The sequence below is a fragment of the Pseudomonas sp. 22515 genome, from assembly GCF_052044625.1.
In the GTDB taxonomy this organism is placed as follows: Bacteria; Pseudomonadota; Gammaproteobacteria; order Pseudomonadales; family Pseudomonadaceae; genus Aquipseudomonas; species Aquipseudomonas alloputida.
In genome coordinates, this window is record NZ_JBQENN010000002.1 from 57,333 (window position 1) to 76,911 (window position 19,579).

Annotated in this window: 19 protein-coding genes; 6 read left to right on the forward strand and 13 right to left on the reverse strand. The window is 63.0% G+C overall.

Annotated elements, in window-relative coordinates:
• Positions 1-152: 152 nt before the first annotated feature.
• Complete coding sequence (locus ACTJJN_RS02835; protein WP_440781002.1) at positions 153-2,402, forward strand: Orn/Lys/Arg decarboxylase N-terminal domain-containing protein; 2,250 nt, start codon at positions 153-155, stop codon at positions 2,400-2,402.
• Here ACTJJN_RS02835 and ACTJJN_RS02840 read toward each other — a convergent pair.
• Positions 2,386-2,604 carry a hypothetical protein gene (locus tag ACTJJN_RS02840; protein WP_003251457.1) on the reverse strand — a complete coding sequence of 73 codons (219 nt, stop codon included), beginning with the start codon at positions 2,602-2,604 and terminating at the stop codon, positions 2,386-2,388. The genes ACTJJN_RS02835 and ACTJJN_RS02840 overlap by 17 nt on opposite strands.
• Before the next feature lie 156 nt (positions 2,605-2,760).
• Here ACTJJN_RS02840 and chrR point away from each other — a divergent pair, with 156 nt between their 5' ends.
• On the forward strand, positions 2,761-3,321 hold the full coding sequence (gene chrR, locus ACTJJN_RS02845) for a class I chromate reductase ChrR (RefSeq protein ID WP_012051762.1): 561 nt from the start codon (positions 2,761-2,763) through the stop codon (positions 3,319-3,321).
• Between the two features lie 103 nt (positions 3,322-3,424).
• Here chrR and ACTJJN_RS02850 read toward each other — a convergent pair whose 3' ends face one another.
• Positions 3,425-5,497: a TonB-dependent receptor family protein gene (locus ACTJJN_RS02850; protein ID WP_012051763.1), complete on the reverse strand. Its 2,073-nt coding sequence runs from the start codon at positions 5,495-5,497 to the stop codon at positions 3,425-3,427.
• A 220-nt stretch (positions 5,498-5,717) separates the two neighbouring features.
• Here ACTJJN_RS02850 and ACTJJN_RS02855 point away from each other — a divergent pair, with 220 nt between their 5' ends.
• The 3 genes from ACTJJN_RS02855 to ACTJJN_RS02865 are packed head-to-tail and all read left to right on the forward strand — an operon-like array spanning position 5,718 to position 6,682.
• On the forward strand, positions 5,718-5,966 hold the full coding sequence (locus ACTJJN_RS02855) for a helix-turn-helix domain-containing protein (protein WP_003251454.1): 249 nt from the start codon (positions 5,718-5,720) through the stop codon (positions 5,964-5,966).
• A 13-nt stretch (positions 5,967-5,979) separates the two neighbouring features.
• Positions 5,980-6,327 carry a head completion/stabilization protein gene (locus ACTJJN_RS02860; protein WP_440780915.1) on the forward strand — a complete coding sequence of 116 codons (348 nt, stop codon included), beginning with the start codon at positions 5,980-5,982 and terminating at the stop codon, positions 6,325-6,327.
• The gene (locus tag ACTJJN_RS02865) at positions 6,320-6,682 is read left to right on the forward strand and encodes a hypothetical protein (RefSeq protein WP_012051765.1); all 363 of its coding nucleotides are present in this window, start codon (positions 6,320-6,322) and stop codon (positions 6,680-6,682) included. The genes ACTJJN_RS02860 and ACTJJN_RS02865 overlap by 8 nt, the downstream gene beginning before the upstream one ends.
• Here the strand turns inward: ACTJJN_RS02865 and ACTJJN_RS02870 are convergent.
• Positions 6,679-7,056, reverse strand: a complete 378-nt coding sequence (locus ACTJJN_RS02870; protein ID WP_012051766.1) for a helix-turn-helix domain-containing protein — start codon at positions 7,054-7,056, stop codon at positions 6,679-6,681. The two genes, ACTJJN_RS02865 and ACTJJN_RS02870, sit on opposite strands and share 4 nt — an antisense overlap.
• Positions 7,057-7,235: 179 nt before the next feature.
• Between ACTJJN_RS02870 and ACTJJN_RS02875 the strand changes: the two genes are divergently transcribed.
• Entirely contained in the window at positions 7,236-7,499 is a 264-nt protein-coding gene (locus ACTJJN_RS02875; RefSeq protein ID WP_004576942.1) for an ogr/Delta-like zinc finger family protein, read from the forward strand.
• Positions 7,500-7,589: 90 nt separating this feature from the next.
• Here ACTJJN_RS02875 and nuoN read toward each other — a convergent pair whose 3' ends face one another.
• The 10 genes from nuoN to nuoE all read right to left on the reverse strand — a co-directional run bounded on the left by nuoN (position 7,590) and on the right by nuoE (position 19,579).
• Positions 7,590-9,059: an NADH-quinone oxidoreductase subunit NuoN gene (gene nuoN, locus ACTJJN_RS02880; RefSeq protein ID WP_012051767.1), complete on the reverse strand. Its 1,470-nt coding sequence runs from the start codon at positions 9,057-9,059 to the stop codon at positions 7,590-7,592.
• Between the two features lie 7 nt (positions 9,060-9,066).
• Positions 9,067-10,599 (reverse strand): NADH-quinone oxidoreductase subunit M, encoded by a 1,533-nt coding sequence (gene nuoM, locus ACTJJN_RS02885; RefSeq protein WP_003251448.1) that lies wholly within the window; start codon positions 10,597-10,599, stop codon positions 9,067-9,069.
• A gap of 40 nt (positions 10,600-10,639) precedes the next feature.
• Positions 10,640-12,493 carry an NADH-quinone oxidoreductase subunit L gene (nuoL, locus tag ACTJJN_RS02890; RefSeq protein WP_003251447.1) on the reverse strand — a complete coding sequence of 618 codons (1,854 nt, stop codon included), beginning with the start codon at positions 12,491-12,493 and terminating at the stop codon, positions 10,640-10,642.
• Positions 12,490-12,798 carry an NADH-quinone oxidoreductase subunit NuoK gene (nuoK, locus tag ACTJJN_RS02895; RefSeq protein ID WP_003251446.1) on the reverse strand — a complete coding sequence of 103 codons (309 nt, stop codon included), beginning with the start codon at positions 12,796-12,798 and terminating at the stop codon, positions 12,490-12,492. The genes nuoL and nuoK overlap by 4 nt, the downstream gene beginning before the upstream one ends.
• A 3-nt stretch (positions 12,799-12,801) precedes the next feature.
• Positions 12,802-13,302 carry an NADH-quinone oxidoreductase subunit J gene (gene nuoJ, locus ACTJJN_RS02900; RefSeq protein WP_003251444.1) on the reverse strand — a complete coding sequence of 167 codons (501 nt, stop codon included), beginning with the start codon at positions 13,300-13,302 and terminating at the stop codon, positions 12,802-12,804.
• 10 nt (positions 13,303-13,312) lie between these two features.
• Positions 13,313-13,861 (reverse strand): NADH-quinone oxidoreductase subunit NuoI, encoded by a 549-nt coding sequence (nuoI, locus tag ACTJJN_RS02905; RefSeq protein WP_003251442.1) that lies wholly within the window; start codon positions 13,859-13,861, stop codon positions 13,313-13,315.
• Positions 13,862-13,872: 11 nt separating this feature from the next.
• Positions 13,873-14,880 (reverse strand): NADH-quinone oxidoreductase subunit NuoH, encoded by a 1,008-nt coding sequence (gene nuoH, locus ACTJJN_RS02910; protein WP_003251440.1) that lies wholly within the window; start codon positions 14,878-14,880, stop codon positions 13,873-13,875.
• Positions 14,877-17,591 carry an NADH-quinone oxidoreductase subunit NuoG gene (gene nuoG, locus ACTJJN_RS02915; RefSeq protein ID WP_012051769.1) on the reverse strand — a complete coding sequence of 905 codons (2,715 nt, stop codon included), beginning with the start codon at positions 17,589-17,591 and terminating at the stop codon, positions 14,877-14,879. The genes nuoH and nuoG overlap by 4 nt, the downstream gene beginning before the upstream one ends.
• A 132-nt stretch (positions 17,592-17,723) precedes the next feature.
• Positions 17,724-19,085, reverse strand: a complete 1,362-nt coding sequence (gene nuoF / locus ACTJJN_RS02920) for an NADH-quinone oxidoreductase subunit NuoF (protein ID WP_010954901.1) — start codon at positions 19,083-19,085, stop codon at positions 17,724-17,726.
• Complete coding sequence (nuoE, locus tag ACTJJN_RS02925; RefSeq protein ID WP_003251433.1) at positions 19,082-19,579, reverse strand: NADH-quinone oxidoreductase subunit NuoE; 498 nt, start codon at positions 19,577-19,579, stop codon at positions 19,082-19,084. Before nuoE ends, nuoF begins: the two co-directional genes overlap by 4 nt.

Genomic DNA, 19,579 nt, shown 5'->3' on the forward strand with positions numbered 1-19,579 from the left:
CTTTCGCGGGTAAACCTGCTCCTACGACGCCTGTGTCCAATCACCGGCCGGTGCCCAGCAGGAGCGGGTTTACCCGCGAAAGGTCCAGTACAGGCAATACAAGGCTCAACTACCCTGAAATGGACGCCATGTCCTTCGGAGGTAGCCACCTGATGTACAAGGACCTCAAGTTCCCGATCCTCATCGTCCACCGCGCCATCAAGGCCGACAGTGTTGCTGGCGAACGTGTGCGCGGCATCGCCGAGGAATTGCGCCAGGATGGCTTTGCCATTCTCGCCGCCGCTGACCACGCCGAAGCGCGCCTGGTCGCTGCCACCCACCACGGTCTGGCCTGCATGCTCATCGCGGCTGAAGGCGCTGGCGAGAACACCCATCTGCTGCAGAACATGGCTGAGCTGATTGGCCTGGCCCGCCTGCGTGCACCCAACCTGCCGATCTTCGCCCTGGGCGAGCAGGTGACCCTGGAAAATGCTCCCGCCGAAGCCATGAGCGAGCTCAACCAGCTGCGTGGCATCCTTTACCTGTTCGAAGACACCGTGCCGTTTCTCGCCCGCCAGGTGGCGCGTGCTGCACACACCTACCTCGACGGCCTGCTGCCGCCGTTCTTCAAGGCGCTGGTGCAGCACACCGCGCAGTCCAACTATTCCTGGCACACCCCAGGCCATGGTGGCGGTGTGGCCTATCATAAAAGCCCGGTAGGCCAAGCCTTTCACCAGTTCTTTGGGGAAAATACCCTGCGCTCGGACCTGTCCGTTTCCGTGCCGGAGCTGGGTTCGCTGCTCGACCACACAGGCCCGCTGGCTGAAGCCGAGGTCAGGGCGGCGCGCAACTTCGGCGCCGACCACACCTTCTTCGTCATCAATGGTACCTCCACGGCCAACAAGATCGTCTGGCACGCCATGGTCGGCCGTGACGACCTGGTGCTGGTGGACCGCAACTGCCACAAGTCGGTGGTGCACGCGATCATCATGACGGGTGCCATCCCGCTGTACCTGTGCCCGGAGCGCAACGAACTGGGCATCATCGGCCCGATCCCGCTCAGCGAGTTCAGCCCCGAGGCGATCGCCGCGAAGATTCAGGCCAACCCCCTTGCCCGTGATCGTGGCCAGCGTATCAAGCTGGCGGTAGTGACCAACTCCACCTACGACGGGCTGTGTTACCACGCCGGGCTGATCAAGCAGGCCCTGGGTGCCAGTGTCGAGGTGCTGCACTTCGACGAGGCCTGGTTTGCCTATGCTGCGTTCCACGACTTTTTCACCGGGCGCTACGCCATGGGCACCGCCTGCGCGGCAGACAGCCCGCTGGTGTTCAGTACCCATTCCACCCACAAGCTGCTCGCGGCGTTCAGCCAGGCTTCGATGATTCATGTGCAGGACGGGGCCAGGCGGCAGCTGGACCGGGACCGTTTCAACGAAGCGTTCATGATGCACATCTCTACCTCGCCGCAGTACAGCATTCTCGCCTCGCTGGATGTGGCTTCGGCCATGATGGAAGGGCCGGCCGGGCGCTCGCTGCTGCAGGAGATGTTCGACGAGGCGTTGAGTTTTCGTCGTGCCCTGGCCAACCTGCGTGAGCACATTGCCGCAGAGGACTGGTGGTTCAGCATCTGGCAGCCGCCAAGTGCCGAGGGCATCGCCCGTCTGGCCGCGCAGGACTGGTTGTTGCAGCCGGGGGCGCAATGGCATGGTTTTGGTGAAGTGGCGGCCGACTATGTGCTGCTCGATCCGCTGAAAGTGACTTTGGTGATGCCGGGCCTGAGCGCTGATGGTGTGCTGGGCGTGCACGGCATCCCGGCGGCAGTCGTCAGCAAGTTTCTCTGGGAGCGCGGGCTGGTGGTGGAAAAAACCGGCCTGTACAGCTTTCTGGTGCTGTTTTCCATGGGCATCACCAAGGGCAAGTGGAGCACCTTGCTCACCGAACTACTTGAGTTCAAGCGCCACTATGACGGCAACACCCCGCTCAGCAATTGCCTGCCGAGTGTGGGGGCTGCCGACGCCCTCCGCTACCAGGGCATAGGCCTGCGCGACCTGTGCGACCAGTTACATGACTGCTACCGCGCCAATGCCACGGCCAAGCAGCTGAAGCGGCTGTTCACCCGTTTGCCGGAGGTGGCCGTAAGCCCGGCCCAGGCCTATGACAAGATGGTGCGTGGCGAAGTGGAGGCGGTGCCGATCGAGGCACTACTGGGGCGTGTGGCGGCGGTGATGCTGGTGCCGTACCCGCCTGGCATCCCGTTGATCATGCCAGGTGAGCGGTTCACCGAGGCGACCCGCTCGATCCTGGACTACCTGGCATTCGCCCGAGAATTCAACCAGGGCTTTCCCGGGTTTGTCGCCGATGTGCACGGCCTGCAGCACGAAGGGGGCCGCTACACGGTGGATTGCATCACGGAATGCGCGTGATCTCGACGCCGGAGCGTGCCAGTTCGAAACGGTTATCACCCAGGTGGTTGACCTTGTCGCCGATGGCCAGGCGGTAGGTGGTGATGGGGGCGCCCAGCGTGCTGCCGTCGAGTTGCAGGGTGGATTCCTGAAACTCGTGCACGGGGTAGATGCGGCCTTCGGCGTCACGGGCGTGGAATTGGCCGACCATTACTGCTGCCATTTGGGTGGAAACCTCTGAATTACGTAGGAAATGTATGAAGTCATAGACCGTGAAACAGATGCGGAAGTTTTCGCCCTGCGGAAAAAAAACTTAGGCACTGGAGAACGGTCATCTATAACTACAACGTCTATTTAACCCGCAAAGGTTGGAATTGCCATGAGCCAGGTGTATTCGGTAGCAGTCGTCGTGGGCAGCTTGCGCAAGGCGTCCTACAACCGCAAGGTCGCCCGCGCACTTTCGGAGCTGGCGCCGTCCAGCCTTGCGCTGAAGATCGTCGAGATTGGCGACCTGCCGCTGTACAACGAAGATGTCGAAGCCGAGGCACCGCCGGAAACCTGGAAGCGTTTTCGCGATGAAATCCGCCGCAGTGATGCGGTGTTGTTCGTCACCCCGGAATACAACCGCTCGGTGCCAGGCTGCCTGAAAAATGCCATCGATGTGGGTTCGCGTCCTTACGGGCAAAGTGCCTGGAGCGGCAAGCCGACGGCGGTGGTGAGTGTGTCGCCGGGGGCGATTGGTGGCTTTGGCGCCAACCATGCGGTGCGCCAGTCGCTGGTGTTTCTCGACATGCCCTGCATGCAGATGCCCGAGGCTTACCTTGGCGGTGCGGCGAGCTTGTTCGAGGATTCGGGCAAGCTCAACGACAAGACGCGACCGTTCTTGCAGGCGTTTGTCGACAGGTTTGCTTCATGGGTGAAGTTGAACAGGGCGGTCTGAGCCCCTAATCCTGCTGTGCAACGCCCCTGTGTAGGCGCGGGTTTACCCGCGAATGCGTCATTGAATTTGCCGACGCATTCGCAGGTAAATCCGCGCCTACCCGTCAGCGGAAGCTGTAGGAAACCCCGGCATATACGCCAAATCCTTCGCCCGGTGTCGAACGGGCATTGTCCTGGCCGGCGTCGTTGTAGGCCGGCGTCACGGTCGCTGCATAGCGCTGGTTGGTCAGGTTGCGCAGGTCCAGCCAGGTCTGCCAGTCCTGTTTCGGTGAGTCCCAGCCAACGCGTGCGCCGAGCAAGGCATATTCATCGGCGTGGTAGCTATTGGCGTAGTCCACCTGCACCTTCGAAGCCATTTGTGTGTTGACCCCGGCATAGAAGCCGCTCGGCCAGTCATAGCGCAGCTCGGCCTGGTAGTAGTGCATGGGGATGCCGGGCAGACGGTTGTCGCCAAACGTGTCGTCATCACGGTAGTGGAAGTCGCTGAAGGTGTAGGCCTGGCGCAAGCTCAGCTTGCCAGTGCCCGCGCGTTCCCACAGGGTGCTGTCGAGGCCGGCTTCAACGCCTTGGTGCACGGTAGCGCTGGCGTTGAATTCCGAGGTGAAGTTCGGCACTACCTCAACGGCCAGCAGTTCGTGGCGCACTTGCGAGTAGTACCAGGCCAGGTCCCAGCGGCCGAGCGCCGAGTCGCCACGGGCGCCCAGTTCCAGGGTGGTGGCTGTCTGGTTCTGCATCTCGATCGGCTGGATCTGCTTGCCGCCTGTGCTGGGCGCGCTCCAGATCAGCGACCACGGGTGTGGCGGCTCTACCGAGCGGCTCAGGTTGCCGTACACCTGCAAGTCCGGGCGGATGTCGTAGCGCAGCCCCAGGCGGGGTGCATAGTCCCAGTCATGCATGCTCACCTTGCCGCCTTCAGCGGGGTAGGTCACGTCACTTTCGCGGCGTGTGTAGATCATGGCCAGGCCGGTGCTCAGCCACAGGTTGGGGACCAGTTCCAGATCGTTGCCAACATGCAGCACGGTGTCCGAGCCCTGGTAGGTGAAGTCACGGGTGCGCTCGCCGAACACATCGCCATTGCGGGTAAATTGCGAAGCGCCGCTGTTGGGCAGGTGCTTGGTGGTACGCCAACCGACGGTGGTCTTGCTCTCGCGACCGAACAGTGTGTCGCGGCGGAAATAGTTCAGCGTACCGCTGACATCGGTATAGGCGACCTTCAGGCGCATGGGGCCTTCGCGCAGGTCCATCGGGTAGTCGTGATAGACCACGCCGGCTTCCAGGCGCGCCTCGTCGTCGAGGTAGAAGGTGGTCTTGTTGCCCACCCAGGTGCTGCCTGGTTGCGGGCGGCTGTCGTCGCGTGCCAGATAGTTGGGGTTGGCCGCGCGTGGGTGGTGCTTGATCTGGTCTTTGGTCAGGCGCCCAGGCAGTTCGTTTTCAGTTTCCCGGTAGCGCAGGTAGAAGCGGGTTTCCAGGTCGGGGTTGAAGCGGTAACCGACATTGGCGGCAATGCCCTTGGCGCTGCCGCTGCTGTGCGCCTGGTAGCCGTCATATTCCGTGTCGGTCAGGGCCACGTAATAGTCGAGATTGCCCAGCACCTGGCCCGAACTGATGTGCCGATGCTGGTAGCCGCGGCTACCGACCTCGTAGCGTACTTGCAGTGCAGGCGCGTCGTAGCCGGTGTGGGTGACGTAGTTGATGGCACCGCCCAAGGCCAGGGAGCCTTGGTCAAAGCCATTGGCGCCACGCAGCACTTCGGCACGGCTCAGCCACAGCGGTTCGAACAATTCGTAAGGCGTGCCGCCCGGGCCGGTCAGCGGCAGGCCGTCGAACATCGTGTAAACGCCGGAACCGTGCGCCCCCGGCGCGCGGTTGAGGCCCGAGCCGCGTATCGACAGCTTGATGCCGTCGTTGCCTGCCGATTGGGCGAACACCCCAGGCTGATAGGCCAGCACGTCCTGGTTGCTGGCCACCCGGCCTTGCCCCACGCGCTGCATGTCCACCAGGTTGCTGGCCCCCGGTATTTCACGCAGGCGCTCGCTGGCTGCCGTCAGCTCGTTCTGCTCCTCATCGGTGATCAGCACTCGGCCCAATTCGACCGAGGATGCCCCCAGAGCGGGCTGAGTAGCAGCCAAGGCCGCCAGCAGACCGAGGCAGGACGAGAGGGGTAAATCGGAACGCATTGTACGACTCCAGGCGAAAGGCGAATGGACAACGGCGTTGAGACGAGCGAAATGCGGCTTGGAGCACGCAGAAAGTCAGCAAATCGTGCGTAACCTTCGTCATACGGTCTTGTACGAAAGTTCTTTACAAACCACGGCGGTGGAGGTGGGTGGCCTGTGCTTCGTAAGGTGACTGCAGGTAGGCAGTAATGCCTCGCTCAATCACCCGTGGAGTTCAAACATGACTGACAACGCTCGACACTCGCAGCAACCCTTGGCGGACGCCCCGGTTCGCCTGACGCCACGTGAACAGCAAGTGCTGTTGTGGTGTGCTTATGGCAAGAGCTCGTGGGAGATCGGCCAGATCCTTGAATGCAAGGAGTCGACGGTGAACTTTCACGTGTCCAACATCCTGCGCAAATTTGAAGTGCCTACCCGGGTGGCAGCTGTGATCAAGGCCATTCGCTACGGCATGCTGGCCGAGCAGTAAGGGGGGGTAGAGCATGAGCAACGATCCTCGGCTACCGCGCTTTGTCGATTGCCATGACCCGTTCTGGCCGCGGGTGGATTTGGGCAGTTTGCGTGAGCATCTGCAACTGTCGCGGGCTGTCAGTGATGCTGCTTTGGAAGTGGCCGCGCGCTGCGCTGCTATCGAGGCTGCACGCGAATTCGCCCGCTGGCGGTCAGTGCTGCGAGAGCGGGGCTACAAGCGCCTCGAGGATGTGGCCGGGCATGATCATGGGCGTGCCTTGCGGGTGTGCTACCTCCGTTTTGTCGAAGCGGCGGTCATGTATAGCCTGGGGGCAACCGCCTGCCTGCCTGTTCCGCGCGGAGGGCAAGCCCATGCGTGAGCGACCTGTTTTAGACAGCTTGACCTCGGCATTGGTGGCGTTCCTGGGGGTGGATGGCGATGTGTTGTTCGCCGCGTTGCTGGGGGCATTGCTGGTGAGCGCGGCACGCGATCGATTGATCACCAGTGAGACCAGGCGCCTGACACTGGCCAAGAAACTCCTGCTGGTATTCGTGACCGTGGGCGTGGGCCATTTGTTTGAGCCACTGGTTTCGTCATTGGTGCCTTTGCTGACTCGGGGCATGGCGGCATTCGTGGCCGCTGTGGTGGTGATCCCCATCAGCCTCAAGGTCATGGTCTGGCTGGATACACTCGACCCGCGCGAGCTTATCCAGCGCTGGCGCCGTCGGGGTTAGCCATTGGTTGCGACGCCGAGCTCACTCAGTTGCTGTTCCAACTGCTGGATGCGCTGCTTGTCCTTGATGAACAGCAGGATGGCCTGGCGATCGCTGTGCGAGAGCGTGCGCAGCCGTTCGAGCATGTCGCACTCCCAACCCGCATCACTTGGTGCGGCGTTGTGCTCGGCATGGCCCAGCAATAGCCAGTCCAGAGAGCATGCATGCTTTTTGGCGATGTCTATGCAAAGTGAGTAAGGGATGCTTTCGCGAACCTTCCAGCTGCTCAGCGTTTGCGGGCTGACCGACAGTGCACGTGACAGCTCGGCATCTGTGTTTGCGCCAGTGAGAAGCTTAAGGCGGGTGAGCACCTCAGCAAGTATGTGAGTACTCATAACAAATATCCATGACTGGTTTAATGATATTCCATGGGCTTAAACTACTCGTTATGAATACAGCCCTGCGTTTTAAGGAGCACTTCTGCAATGAGAACCATCAAATTGAAGAATACACCCACAGTTGCAGCCAATACTGATACACAGGCTAGCCTGGGCAATGCTAGCAGGTACTTGCCGTGAGTACTTACAAGCTGGTTTGCCCGCATTGCCACAGCCGGATGCGCATACGTACTAGCGAAGGGCGCCATATTTTCCTGCGAATCGCTTATTTGCAATGCACCACCGAGGCGTGTGGCTGGTCAGTGCGCGCCGAATTCGAAATGACCCATGAACTCTCCCCCAGCGGCATGCCCAATCCGGAAGTGTACCTGCCTTCGGCCAATGGTGATTTGCGCAAGGCCGCCTTGCCGGGCGCAGGCCAGGGCTGCCCGAGTGAGTGAGGCACCATTGGGCGCAGGTAGCAAAACGTGCAGATAAAAAAACACCCCGCCTAGGCGGGGTGTTTTCTGTTACCGGGGCTGCCGGGGTGATCAACCGATCAGTTGCAGGCCCGCTTGCTGAACCATTTCCAGCAGGGGCTGCGGGTACACACCCAGTACGAAAGCGAGAATGGCGATAGCCAGCAGCATGACACCGCCGGTGCGCTGTTCCCACTTCAGCGGGGCGTCGTGACGACGCAGGTTCGGCTCGACCAGGTACAGGGTAACCATGACGCGCAGGTAATAGTACACGCCGATGGCGCTACCGATCACCAGCGCACCGACCAACCACCACAGGTGCGATTCGACGCCGGTAGCGATGATGTAGAACTTGCCGATGAAGCCGGCGGTCAGCGGGATACCCGCCAGCGACAGCATCATCACGGTCAGTACCGCTGTCAGGTACGGGCGGCGCCAGAACAGGCCGCGGTACTCGTACAGGGCATCGGCGTCACGGCCGCCGTATGGCGAGGACATCAGGGTGATGACGCCGAAGGCGCCCAGGCTGGTGATCACGTAGGTGACCAGGTAAACGCCCATGGCTTCCAGGGCCAGGCCCTTGCTGGCGACCAACGCGATGACCAGGTAACCGAAGTGGGCGATGGACGAGTAACCCAGCAGACGCTTGAGGTTGCTCTGGGTCAGTGCCAGCAGGTTACCAATCAGGATCGAGGCTACGGCAATCACCGCCAGTACGGTGCTGAGCACGCCGCTGCTGGCAGCAGGGGAGAGCATGAACAGGCGCACGACAACGGCGAATACTGCCACCTTGCTGGCGGTTGCCAGGAACGCGGCGACCGGCGCCGGAGCGCCTTCGTACACGTCCGGGGTCCACAGATGGAACGGTACCAGCGACAGCTTGAAGGCCAGGCCGACCAGCATCATGCCCAGGCCCAGCTGGGCCACCAGGCTTGGCATGCTGGTGGTAGCCAGGGCTTTGCCGATCTGGTCGAAGCTCAGGCTGCCGGCGTCGGCGTACAGCAGGGCCATGCCGAACAGCAGGAAAGCCGAGCCTGCGGCCGACAGCACCATGTACTTGATGCCGGCTTCCAGCGATCGCTTGTTGAAGAAGGCATACGCCACCAGGCCGTAGACGGGTACCGACAGCAGCTCCAGGCCGATGAACAGGCCGGCCAGGTGGTTGGCGCTGACCAGCACCAGGCCACCGAGGGCCGACATCAGCAGCAACAGGTACAGTTCTTCACGGTTGCCCGGGAAACCCTTGGAGCCCTCGCCGAGGTAGGCGTGGGCGAGGGTGACGCAGGCCAGTGTCGCCACGAGGATGATCGCCATGTACAGGCAGGCGAATTTGTCGATGGTGATCAGCGAGGTGACCGCCAGCGGCGCGACCTTCAGTGCCGGCAGGAGCGACAGCAGGGCCAGGTTCAGGCCCACGGTGGACAGCAGGAAGGTTTGCGAGTGGTTGCGCTTCCAGGCGATCGCCAGCATCACCACCACCGTGGTGATGGTGGTGATCAGCATCGGCGCCAATGCGATGAAGTGTTGAGTGGTGAATTCCATAGCGCTCTTACCGGGCCGAAGCGAGTTGAGTGAAAGCGGATCCGAGCCACTGCTGCACACCACTCATGGTGGCGGCAGAGGTGTCGAGGAACGGCTGCGGATACACGCCCAGCAGGATCAGCAATACCGCCAGACCCAGAACCATGATCAGTTCGCGACCGTCCATGCCGGCCAGCACGGTGTCGGTCTTGGCCGGGCCGAAGTAGGCGCGGTGGATCATGATCAGCGAGTACACCGAACCGAACACCAGGCCGGTGGTGGCAATCACGGTGATCCACGGTACATGCACGAAGCTGCCGATCAGGATCAGGAACTCGCCGACGAAGTTGCCGGTGCCTGGCAGGCCCAGCGATGCCGCTGCGAAGAACAGGCTGATGGCCGGCAGGTAAGCGATGCGGTGCCACAGGCCACCCATCTGGCGCATGTCACGGGTGTGCAGGCGCTCGTACAGCTGGCCGGACAGGATGAACAGCGCCGCAGCCGACAGGCCGTGGGCCAGCATCTGGATCACCGCACCTTGCAGGGCCTGCTGGCTGCCGGAGTAGATACCGATCAGCACGAAGCCCATGTGCGAGACGCTGGAGAAGGCGATCAGGCGCTTGATGTCGGTTTGTGCGAAGGCCAGGAAGGCACCGTAGAAGATACCGATCAGGCCCAGGGTCATGGCGATCGGCGCGAACTCGGCCGAGGCGTTCGGAAACAGCGGCAGGGCGAAGCGCAGCAGGCCGTAGGCCGCGGTCTTCAGCAAGATACCCGCCAGGTCCACCGAGCCTGCGGTCGGTGCCTGGGCGTGAGCGTCAGGCAGCCAGGAGTGGAACGGCACTACCGGCAGCTTCACCGCGAAGGCGATGAAGAAGCCCAGCATCAGCACGTACTCGACACCGGCTGGCAACTCGGCCTTGAGCAGGTCGCTGTAGTTGAAGGTGAGCACGCCAGTGGTGTTGTAGTTGACCAGCACCAGGCCCAGGATCGCCACCAGCATGATCAGGCCGCTGGCCTGGGTGAAGATGAAGAACTTGGTCGCCGCGTAGATCCGGGTCTTCTTGCCATCTGCCGAGCTGTGACCCCAGAGCGCGATGAGGAAATACATCGGCACCAGCATCATTTCCCAGAAGAAGAAGAACAGGAACAGGTCCAGGGCCAGGAACACACCGACCACGCCGCCGAGGATCCACATCAGGTTGAGGTGGAAGAAGCCGACGTGGCGCTGGATCTCTTTCCAGGAACACAGTACCGACAGCACACCGAGCAGGCCGGTGAGCAGGATCATCAGCAGCGACAGGCCATCAAGGGCCAGATGGATGCTGATGCCGAAGCGCTGGATCCACTGGACTTTGTATTCCAGGGCCCAGGCCGGTTCGGCGCCCGGGGCGGGAGCAAGGGTGTAGTCGCCGGTACCCCACAGCCACAGGCCGATGCCAAGCAGCAGGGACATGGTAAGCAGCGCGATCCAGCGCGGCAGGGTGGCGCCGAAGCGCTCACCCAGCCAGCACAGGAAGCCGCCGATGAAGGGGATCAGGATCAGCCAAGGCAAAATCATGACGGGTTGGTTTCCTTTGGCAAAGTCGCAAGATTCATAGTCATACCGCAGCCACTACCACGGCACCGAGCACCAGCACGGCACCCACGGCGATAGAGGCGGTGTACCAGCGCAGTTGGCCAGTCTCGGTCTTGCTCATGGCCACGTGGCCACCACGCGCCATCCGAGGAATCAGGCCGATGGTGCGGTCAACCGGGTCCTTGCGCAGGATGTGGCTGATCAGCAGGTACGGTTTGACGAAAAGCTTGTCGTAGATCCAGTCGAAGCCCCAGGCAGCGAACCACCAGGCCGACAGGACGCGACCGATGCCACTGTTGGCGACGGCGCTGACGAAGCGGCGCTTGCCCAGGAACAGCAGGGCGGCCAGCAGGATACCGGCGATGGCGATGGCACCCGAGGTGATCTCCAGCGCGTGCTTGGCTTCGCCACCGGCATGGCCGGCGCTTTCTGGCAGCACACCGGCCAGCGGCGGGGTGATCCAGGCGCCGACGAAGGTCGACAGCACGATCAGCACGCCCAGCGGCAGCCAGTGGCTGATGCCGTGGCCCGCGTGGGCTTCGGTCTTGGCTTCGCCATGGAAGGCGATGAAGATCAGGCGGAAGGTGTACAGCGAGGTCATGAACGCGCCTACCAGGCCGGCATACAGCAGGCCGGTGTTGCCGCTGGCGAAGGCTTCCCAGAGGATCTCGTCTTTGGAGTAGAAGCCGACGGTCACGATCGGCAGGGCCGCCAGTGCCGCACCACCGACCACGAAGCTGGCGTAGGCCAGCGGCAGCTTCTTCCACAGGCCGCCCATCTTGAAGATGTTCTGCTCGTGGTGGCAGGCAACGATCACCGCACCGGAGGCAAGGAACAGCAGGGCCTTGAAGAAGGCGTGGGTCATCAGGTGGAAGATCGCCGCGTCCCAGGCACCCACGCCCAGGGCCAGGAACATGTAGCCGATCTGGCTCATGGTCGAGTAGGCGAGGATACGCTTGATATCGGTCTGTACCAGCGCAGCGAAGCCTGCCAGTACCAGGGTAACGCCACCGACCACACCTACAAGGTGCAGGATGTCCGGCGCCAGCAGGAACAGGCCGTTGGTACGGGCGATCAGGTACACGCCCGCGGTCACCATGGTTGCGGCGTGGATCAGTGCCGAAACCGGAGTCGGGCCCGCCATGGCGTCGGCCAGCCAGGTCTGCAGTGGCAGCTGTGCCGATTTACCGACCGCACCACCCAGCAGCATCAGCGTGGCCAGCACCATCCAGGTGTCGCCAGCCTGGAACTTCTGCGGTGCCAGCACCAGCAGTTCCTGCACGTTCAGGGTGCCCAGCTGGGCAAACAGGATGAACAGGCCGATGGCCATGAACACGTCGCCGATACGGGTGACGATGAATGCCTTGAGTGCCGCGTTACCGTTGTTGCGGTTGCTGTAGTAGAAACCGATCAACAGGTACGAGCACAGGCCCACGCCTTCCCAGCCGAAGTAGATGAACAGCAGGTTATCGCCAAGGATCAGGAACAGCATGCTGGCGATGAACAGGTTGGTGTACGAGAAGAAGCGCGAGTAGCCGGCTTCGCCACGCATGTACCAGGATGCGAACAGGTGGATCAGGAAGCCGACACCGGTCACCACACCGAGCATGGTGACCGACAGGCCGTCCAGGTACAGGGTGAAGTTCGGCGCGAAGCCGTCCACCGACATCCACTGCCACAGCAGCTGGCTGTACGCGCCGCCCTCAGGCGGGGCGACGTTGAACTGCCAGATGACGTAAGCGGCCGTGGCGGCCGACAGGCCTACCGAGCCGACGCCGATCAGGGCGGACAGGTTCTCCGAGAACCGTCCGCGCGAGAACGACAGCAGCAGGAAGCCGATGAGGGGAAAGACGAAAGTCAGGAAGAGAAGGTTCATCCGCGCATCTCACTGGCAGCATCGATGTCGAGAGTGTGGAAGCGGCGATACAGCTGCAGCAGGATGGCCAGGCCAATGCTGGCCTCGGCGGCTGCCAGGCTGATCACCAGAATGAACATCACCTGGCCGTCGGGCTGGACCCAACGGGCACCGGCGACGACGAACGCCAGGGCAGAGGCGTTCATCATGACTTCCAGGCTCATGAGCACGAAGAGGATGTTGCGGCGGACCATCAGGCCAACCAGACCTAAGCAGAACAGGATGCCGGCGACCGCCAGACCATGCTCGAGAGGGATAGCACCCATGATTTACTCCTTCGCCTCGTTGCGGCCCAGGTGGAAGGCGGTGACGGCTGCAGCCAGCAGTAGCATCGACGCCAGTTCGACCACCAGCAGGTACGGGCCGAACAGGCTGATGCCCACGGCTTTCGGGCCCACGGTGGTACCGCTGATGCCGGCGCCGCTCGGGGCGACGAACAGGACGTACAGCAGCTCCGCCAGCAGCAGGGTGCCGAGGATCACTGGCCCTGCCCAGATACCGGGCTTGAGCCAGCCCCGTTCCTGGGCGACCGAAGCCGGCCCGAGGTTGAGCATCATCACCACGAACACGAACAGCACCATGATGGCGCCGGCGTAGGCGATCACTTCCAGGGCGCCGGCAAACGGCGCACCCAGGGCAAAGAAGATCATGGCCACGGAAATCAGCGAAATGATCAGGTAAAGCAAGGCGTGCACGGGGTTGGTGCCAGTTACCACCCGAAGGGTGGAGACCACGGCGATCCCGGATGCGAAGTAGAAAGCGAATTCCATCTTTCTGTCCTTATGGGAGCAAGCTCTTCACGTTGATCGGCTCGGCTTCGTTCTGTGCAGAGCCCTTCGGCTTGCCAGCGATTGCCATACCCGCAACACGGTAGAAGTTGTAGTCAGGGTTCTTGCCGGGGCCGGAGATCAGCAGATCTTCTTTCTCGTACACCAGGTCCTGACGCTTGAACTCGGCCATTTCGAAATCCGGAGTCAGCTGGATCGCGGTGGTCGGGCACGCTTCTTCACACAGGCCGCAGAAAATGCAACGCGAGAAGTTGATGCGGAAGAACTCCGGGTACCAGCGGCCGTCCTCTGTCTCGGCCTTCTGCAGCGAAATGCAGCCAACCGGGCAGGCCACCGCGCAGAGGTTGCACGCTACGCAGCGCTCCTCGCCATCGGGGTCGCGGGTGAGGACGATGCGGCCGCGGTAGCGCGGCGGCAGGTACACGGGTTCTTCGGGGTACTGCAGGGTGTCGCGCTTGCGGAACCCGTGGGAGAACACCATTGCCAGGCTGCGCAGCTGGGTGCCGGTGCCCTTAACGATGTCGCCGATATACTTGAACATGGGTCAAATCCTCACTGGGCCGCGACGGCTGGCGTGTTGTAGAGCACGATCGCAGCGGTCACCAGCAAATTGATCAGGGTCAGCGGCAGGCAGAACTTCCAGCTGAAGTCCATCACCTGGTCATAGCGTGGGCGCGGGATCGAGGCGCGCAGCAGGATGAACAGCATGATGAAGAACGCGGTCTTCAGGGCGAACCACAGGAACGACAGTTGCGGCAGGATGCCGAACGGGCCGTGCCAGCCACCGAAGAACAGGGTTACCAGCAGCGCCGAGATGAGGATGATGCCGATGTACTCACCGACGAAGAACATGCCCCACTTCATGCCGGCATACTCGATGTGGTAGCCGTCGGCCAGTTCCTGTTCTGCTTCCGGCTGGTCGAACGGGTGACGGTGAGTCACGGCGACGCCAGCGATGAAGAAGGTACAGAAGCCGAAGAACTGCGGAATGATGAACCACAGGTTCTGCGCCTGGTACTCAACGATGTCGCGCATGTTGAACGAGCCCACCTGCACCACCACGCCCATCAGCGCCAGGCCCAGGAACACCTCGTACGACACGGTCTGTGCCGAAGCACGCAAGCTGCCCAGCAGGGCGTACTTGTTGTTCGACGACCAGCCGGCGAACAGCACCGCGTAGACCGACAGGCCGGCCATGGCGAAGAAGAACAGCAGGCCGATGTTCAGGTCGGCAACGCCCCAGGTCGGGGTGATCGGGATGACCACGAAGGCGATCAGCAGGGCGCTCATGGCCACTACCGGTGCCAGGGTGAAGATCACGCGGTCGACGAAGGGTGGGTTCCAGTCTTCCTTGAAGAACATCTTCAGCATGTCGGCAGCGATCTGGAACATGCCGAACGGGCCGACGCGGTTCGGACCGTAGCGGTCCTGCCACCAGCCCAGCAGGCGGCGCTCGACGAAGCTGAGCAGCGCACCGCAGACCACCACGGCCAGCAGGACCACGATGGCCCGCAGCACGGTGAGGATCACATCGATCACTTCGGGGGTGAACCAGCTCATTGTGCTGCCTCCTGCAGACCTTCGACGGATGCACCGAAGATGGCAGGCGGAATGCCAGCCAGGCCTTTCGGCAGCGCGACCAGGCCAGCGCCCAGCTCTTCATTGATACGCAGCGGCAGGCGCAGGGCCACACCGGCGACGTTCAGGCTCAGCAGGGCACCCTCGTTGACGCCCAGGCGGTCGGCTTCGGACTTGGCCAGGGCCACGTAGGCAGCCGGGATGCGTTCTTGAACCGGGGCGGCGCGCGAGGAGCTTTCTTCGCTGCCGAACAGGTGGAAGAACGGTACGGCAGTCCAGGTACCACGGGCCGGGTTGAAGGCCCCCGGAATGGCGTTGAACCAGTTCAGGCGGTCGCCTTGCGATTCGATCAGGCGTACGCCTGGGTCACCGGCACGCAGGTGGCCACCGACCTCGTCCTGAAACTTGTTCCAGGCTTGTGGGGAGTTCCAGCCCGGCGACCAGGCGAACGGCACCTGCTGGCGCGGTTCGGCCGAACCCGAGTAGCCTTCCATGGAGAAGGCGAACGCGGTGTCCTTGTCTTGCGGGGTGCGCGGCTCGTGCACGCTGATGTTGGCACGCATGGCGGTACGGCCGGAGTAGCGCAGCGGCTCACGGGCCAGCTTCATGCCCTTGATGCGGAACGCGGCGCTTGGCGCGGCGTTGACGATGCCGGCCAGTTGCGGGGCGGCTTCGGCGCAGGCGCTGGTGACGTGGTCCAGCTGGGTCCAGTCGACCGGCTTGTTCAGCAGGGTGGCACGCAGGGCGTGCATCCAGCGCCAGCCTTCGTGGATCTGGATGCTGCTGTCCAGGTACTGCGGGTCGAACACCTGGAAGAAGCGCTGGGCACGGCCTTCCTGGCTGACCAGGGTACCGTCACCCTCGGCGAACGAGGCGGCCGGCAGCACCAGGTGGGCGCGGTCGACGGTGGCGGTTTTGGAGTGGTCGGCAACGATCACCACCTTGGCTGCAGCCAGGGCTGCATCGACCTTGGCGGCCGGTACGCGGGCGTACAGGTCGTTTTCCAGCACGACGATGGCGTCAGCTTTGCCGCTGATGACTGCGTCCAGTGCGGCATCGACCGACTCGCCACCGAGCATGGCCAGGCCGAGGCTGTTGGCCTCAGGTACCACCAGGCTCAGCGAGCCGTTTTTCTCGCGCAGCTTCAGGGCCTTGGCGATGTTAGCGGCGGCTTCGATCAGCGCTGGGTCGGCCAGCGACGTACCGGCAACGACCAGTGGGCGCTTGGCGGCAACCAGGGCGTCGGCGATGCGCTGGGCCAGGGCCTTGGCTTCGTCGTCCAGGCCGGCGACGGCAGGGGCGCTCGGGTCGATGGCGTGGGCCACGGCGAAACCGATGCGGGCCAGGTCGGCCGGCGCGGCGTGTACGCACTCTTCGGCGACGTCGTCCAGCTTGGTTTCCGCCAGGGACGCGATGAACAGCGGGTACAGCGCGTGCTGGCCGATGTTCTTCACGGCTGCGTCGAGCCAAGGCTGCACTTTCATTGCTTCGGCCATGGCCTCGGCCTTGCCTTTGGTGGCCTGGCGCACGGCCAGGGCAACGCGGGCAGCGGTCTGGGTCAGGTCTTCACCGAGCACGAACACGGCGTCGTGGTCTTCGATGTCGCGCAGGGTCGGCACGGGCAGCGGGCTGTTGTTCAGCACGTTCAGGGCCAGGCGTACGCGGGCCAGTTCGCCCGCTTCCATGCCCGAGTAGAAGTACTCGGCGCCGACCAGCTCACGCAGGCCGTAGTTGCTTTCGAGGCTGGCGCGTGGCGAGCCAATACCGACGATGGTACGGCCGCGCAGCAGGTCGGCGGCCTTGTCCAGGGCAGCGTCCAGGCCTAGTTTGGTACCGTCGGCCAGTTGTGGCTGGCGTGGGCGGTCCTTGCGGTTGACGTAGCCGTAGCCGAAGCGGCCGCGGTCGCACAGGAAGTACTGGTTGACCGAACCGTTGAAGCGGTTTTCGATACGGCGCAGTTCGCCGTAGCGCTCGCCCGGGCTGATGTTGCAGCCGCTGGAGCAGCCATGGCAGATGCTCGGGGCAAACTGCATGTCCCACTTGCGGTTGTAGCGCTCGGAGTGGGTCTTGTCGGTGAATACGCCGGTCGGGCAGACCTCGGTCAGGTTGCCGGAGAACTCGCTTTCCAGCACACCGTCTTCGACGCGGCCGAAGTACACGTTGTCGTGGGCGCCGTAGACGCCCAGGTCGGTACCACCGGCGTAGTCCTTGTAATAGCGCACGCAGCGGTAGCAGGCGATGCAGCGGTTCATCTCATGGGCGATGAACGGGCCGAGGTCCTGGTTCTGGTGGGTACGCTTGGTGAAACGGTAGCGGCGCTCGTTGTGGCCGGTCATTACCGTCATGTCCTGCAGGTGGCAGTGACCGCCTTCCTCGCACACCGGGCAGTCGTGCGGGTGGTTGGTCATCAGCCATTCGACGACGCTGGCGCGGAACGCCTTCGACTCTTCATCGTCGATGGAAATCCAGGTGCCGTCGGAAGCAGGGGTCATGCAGGACATGACGATACGACCACGGGTGTCGTTCTCGTCGGTGTACTGCTTGACTGCGCATTGCCGGCAGGCGCCAACGCTACCAAGCGCCGGGTGCCAGCAGAAATAAGGGATGTCGAGGCCGAGCGACAGACATGCCTGTAACAGGTTGTCTGCACCGTTGACTTCGAGCGCTTTGCCGTCTACGTGGATAGTGGCCATTGTTCAAAGTTCTTCGTTGGCCCGCGTGAGCGGGCGTGGCTAATGGAAATCGGTGAGCTTGCGACACGCCTCGATTGCTCGGGCCTGCCGGTAAGCTGGCGAGTGGCACGGACCACCCGCCTAATCATCTTGTTATGCGCCGACCACGATCGGCTTCGCCAGGTCGGGGCGCAGGGTGGCAGCGCTTTCTGGCGCCACACCGGCCTCGAACTCCGAGCGGAAGTATTTGATGGCACTGCCCAGCGGCTCGACGGCACCCGGTGCGTGAGCACAGAAGGTACGGCCCGGGCCGAGGAAGTTGACCAGCCCCAGCAGCGTCTCGATGTCCTCGGCGCGGCCTTGGCCGTTTTCCAGCGCGCGCAGCATCTTCACGCTCCACGGCAGGCCGTCACGGCATGGGGTGCACCAGCCGCAAGATTCGCGGGCAAAGAACTCTTCCATGTTGCGCAGCAGCGACACCATGTTGATGCTGTCGTCGACCGCCATGGCCAGGCCAGTACCCATACGGGTGCCGACCTTGGCGATGCCACCGGCGTACATTTGCGCATCGAGGTGCTCAGGCAGCAGGAAGCCGGTACCGGCGCCGCCTGGCTGCCAGCACTTGAGCTTGAAGCCATCACGCATGCCACCGGCGTAGTCTTCGAACAATTCGCGCGCGGTAACGCCAAATGGCAGTTCCCACAGGCCTGGGTTCTTTACCTTGCCGGAGAAGCCCATCAGCTTGGTGCCATGGTCTTCGCTGCCTTCGCGGGCCAGCGACTTGTACCAGTCGTTGCCGTTGGCGACGATGGCCGGGACGTTGCACAGGGTCTCGACGTTGTTCACGCACGTCGGCTTGCCCCACACGCCAACGGCGGCAGGGAAGGGCGGCTTGGAGCGCGGGTTGGCGCGGCGGCCTTCCAGCGAGTTGATCAGCGCGGTTTCTTCACCGCAGATGTAGCGGCCGGCACCGGTGTGCACGAACAGCTCGAAATCGAAACCGCTGCCCAGGATGTTCTTGCCCAGCAGGCCGGCGGCCTTGGCTTCATCGATGGCGCGGTTGAGGTTTTTCGCTGCGGTGGTGTACTCGCCACGCAGGAAGATGTAGCCGCGGTAGGCCTTCAGGGCGCGGGCGCTGATCAGCATGCCCTCGACCAGCAGATGGGGCTGTTGCTCCATCAGCATGCGGTCCTTCCAGGTGTTCGGCTCCATTTCGTCCGCGTTGCACAGCAGGTAGCGGATGTTCATGGATTCGTCTTTGGGCATCAGGCCCCACTTCACGCCAGTGGGGAAGCCTGCGCCGCCACGGCCTTTGAGGCCGGAGTCCTTGACGCTCTGCACGATGTCGTCGGCGGACATTTGCGCCAGCGCCTTGCGGGCTGCGGCGTAGCCGTTCTTCGATTCGTACTCGGCCAGCCAGACCGGCTCGCCGTCGTCACGCAGGCGCCAGGTCAGCGGGTGGGTTTCGGCCGAGCGCGCGATGCGGTTGGCCGGGCCGAAGGAAGTAATGGTCATACGTAACCCTCCAGCAGTTTGGAAACGCCAGCCGGCTGCACGTCACCGAAGGTGTCGTCGTCGATCATCAGTGCCGGGGCCTTGTCGCAGTTGCCCAGGCAGCACACGGGCAGCAGGGTGAAACGGCCGTCGGCGGTGGTCTGGCCGAGGCCGATGCCCAGCTCGCTCTGGATCTGGCTGACGACCGACTCATGGCCGCCGATGTAGCAGACCATGCTGTCGCACACGCGGATGATGTGGCGGCCGACCGGTTGGCGGAAGATCTGACTGTAGAAGGTGGCGACACCCTCGACGTCGCTGGCCGGAATGCCCAGCACTTCGCCGATGGCGTGAATGGCGCCGTCCGGCACCCAGCCACGCTCCTTCTGGACGATCTTCAGGGCTTCGATGGACGCCGCGCGCGGGTCCTCGTAGTGATGCATTTCGTGCTCGATGGCCGAGCGCTCGGTTTCGCTCAGGGCGAAACGGTCTGTCTGGATAAGCGTGCTGTTCAT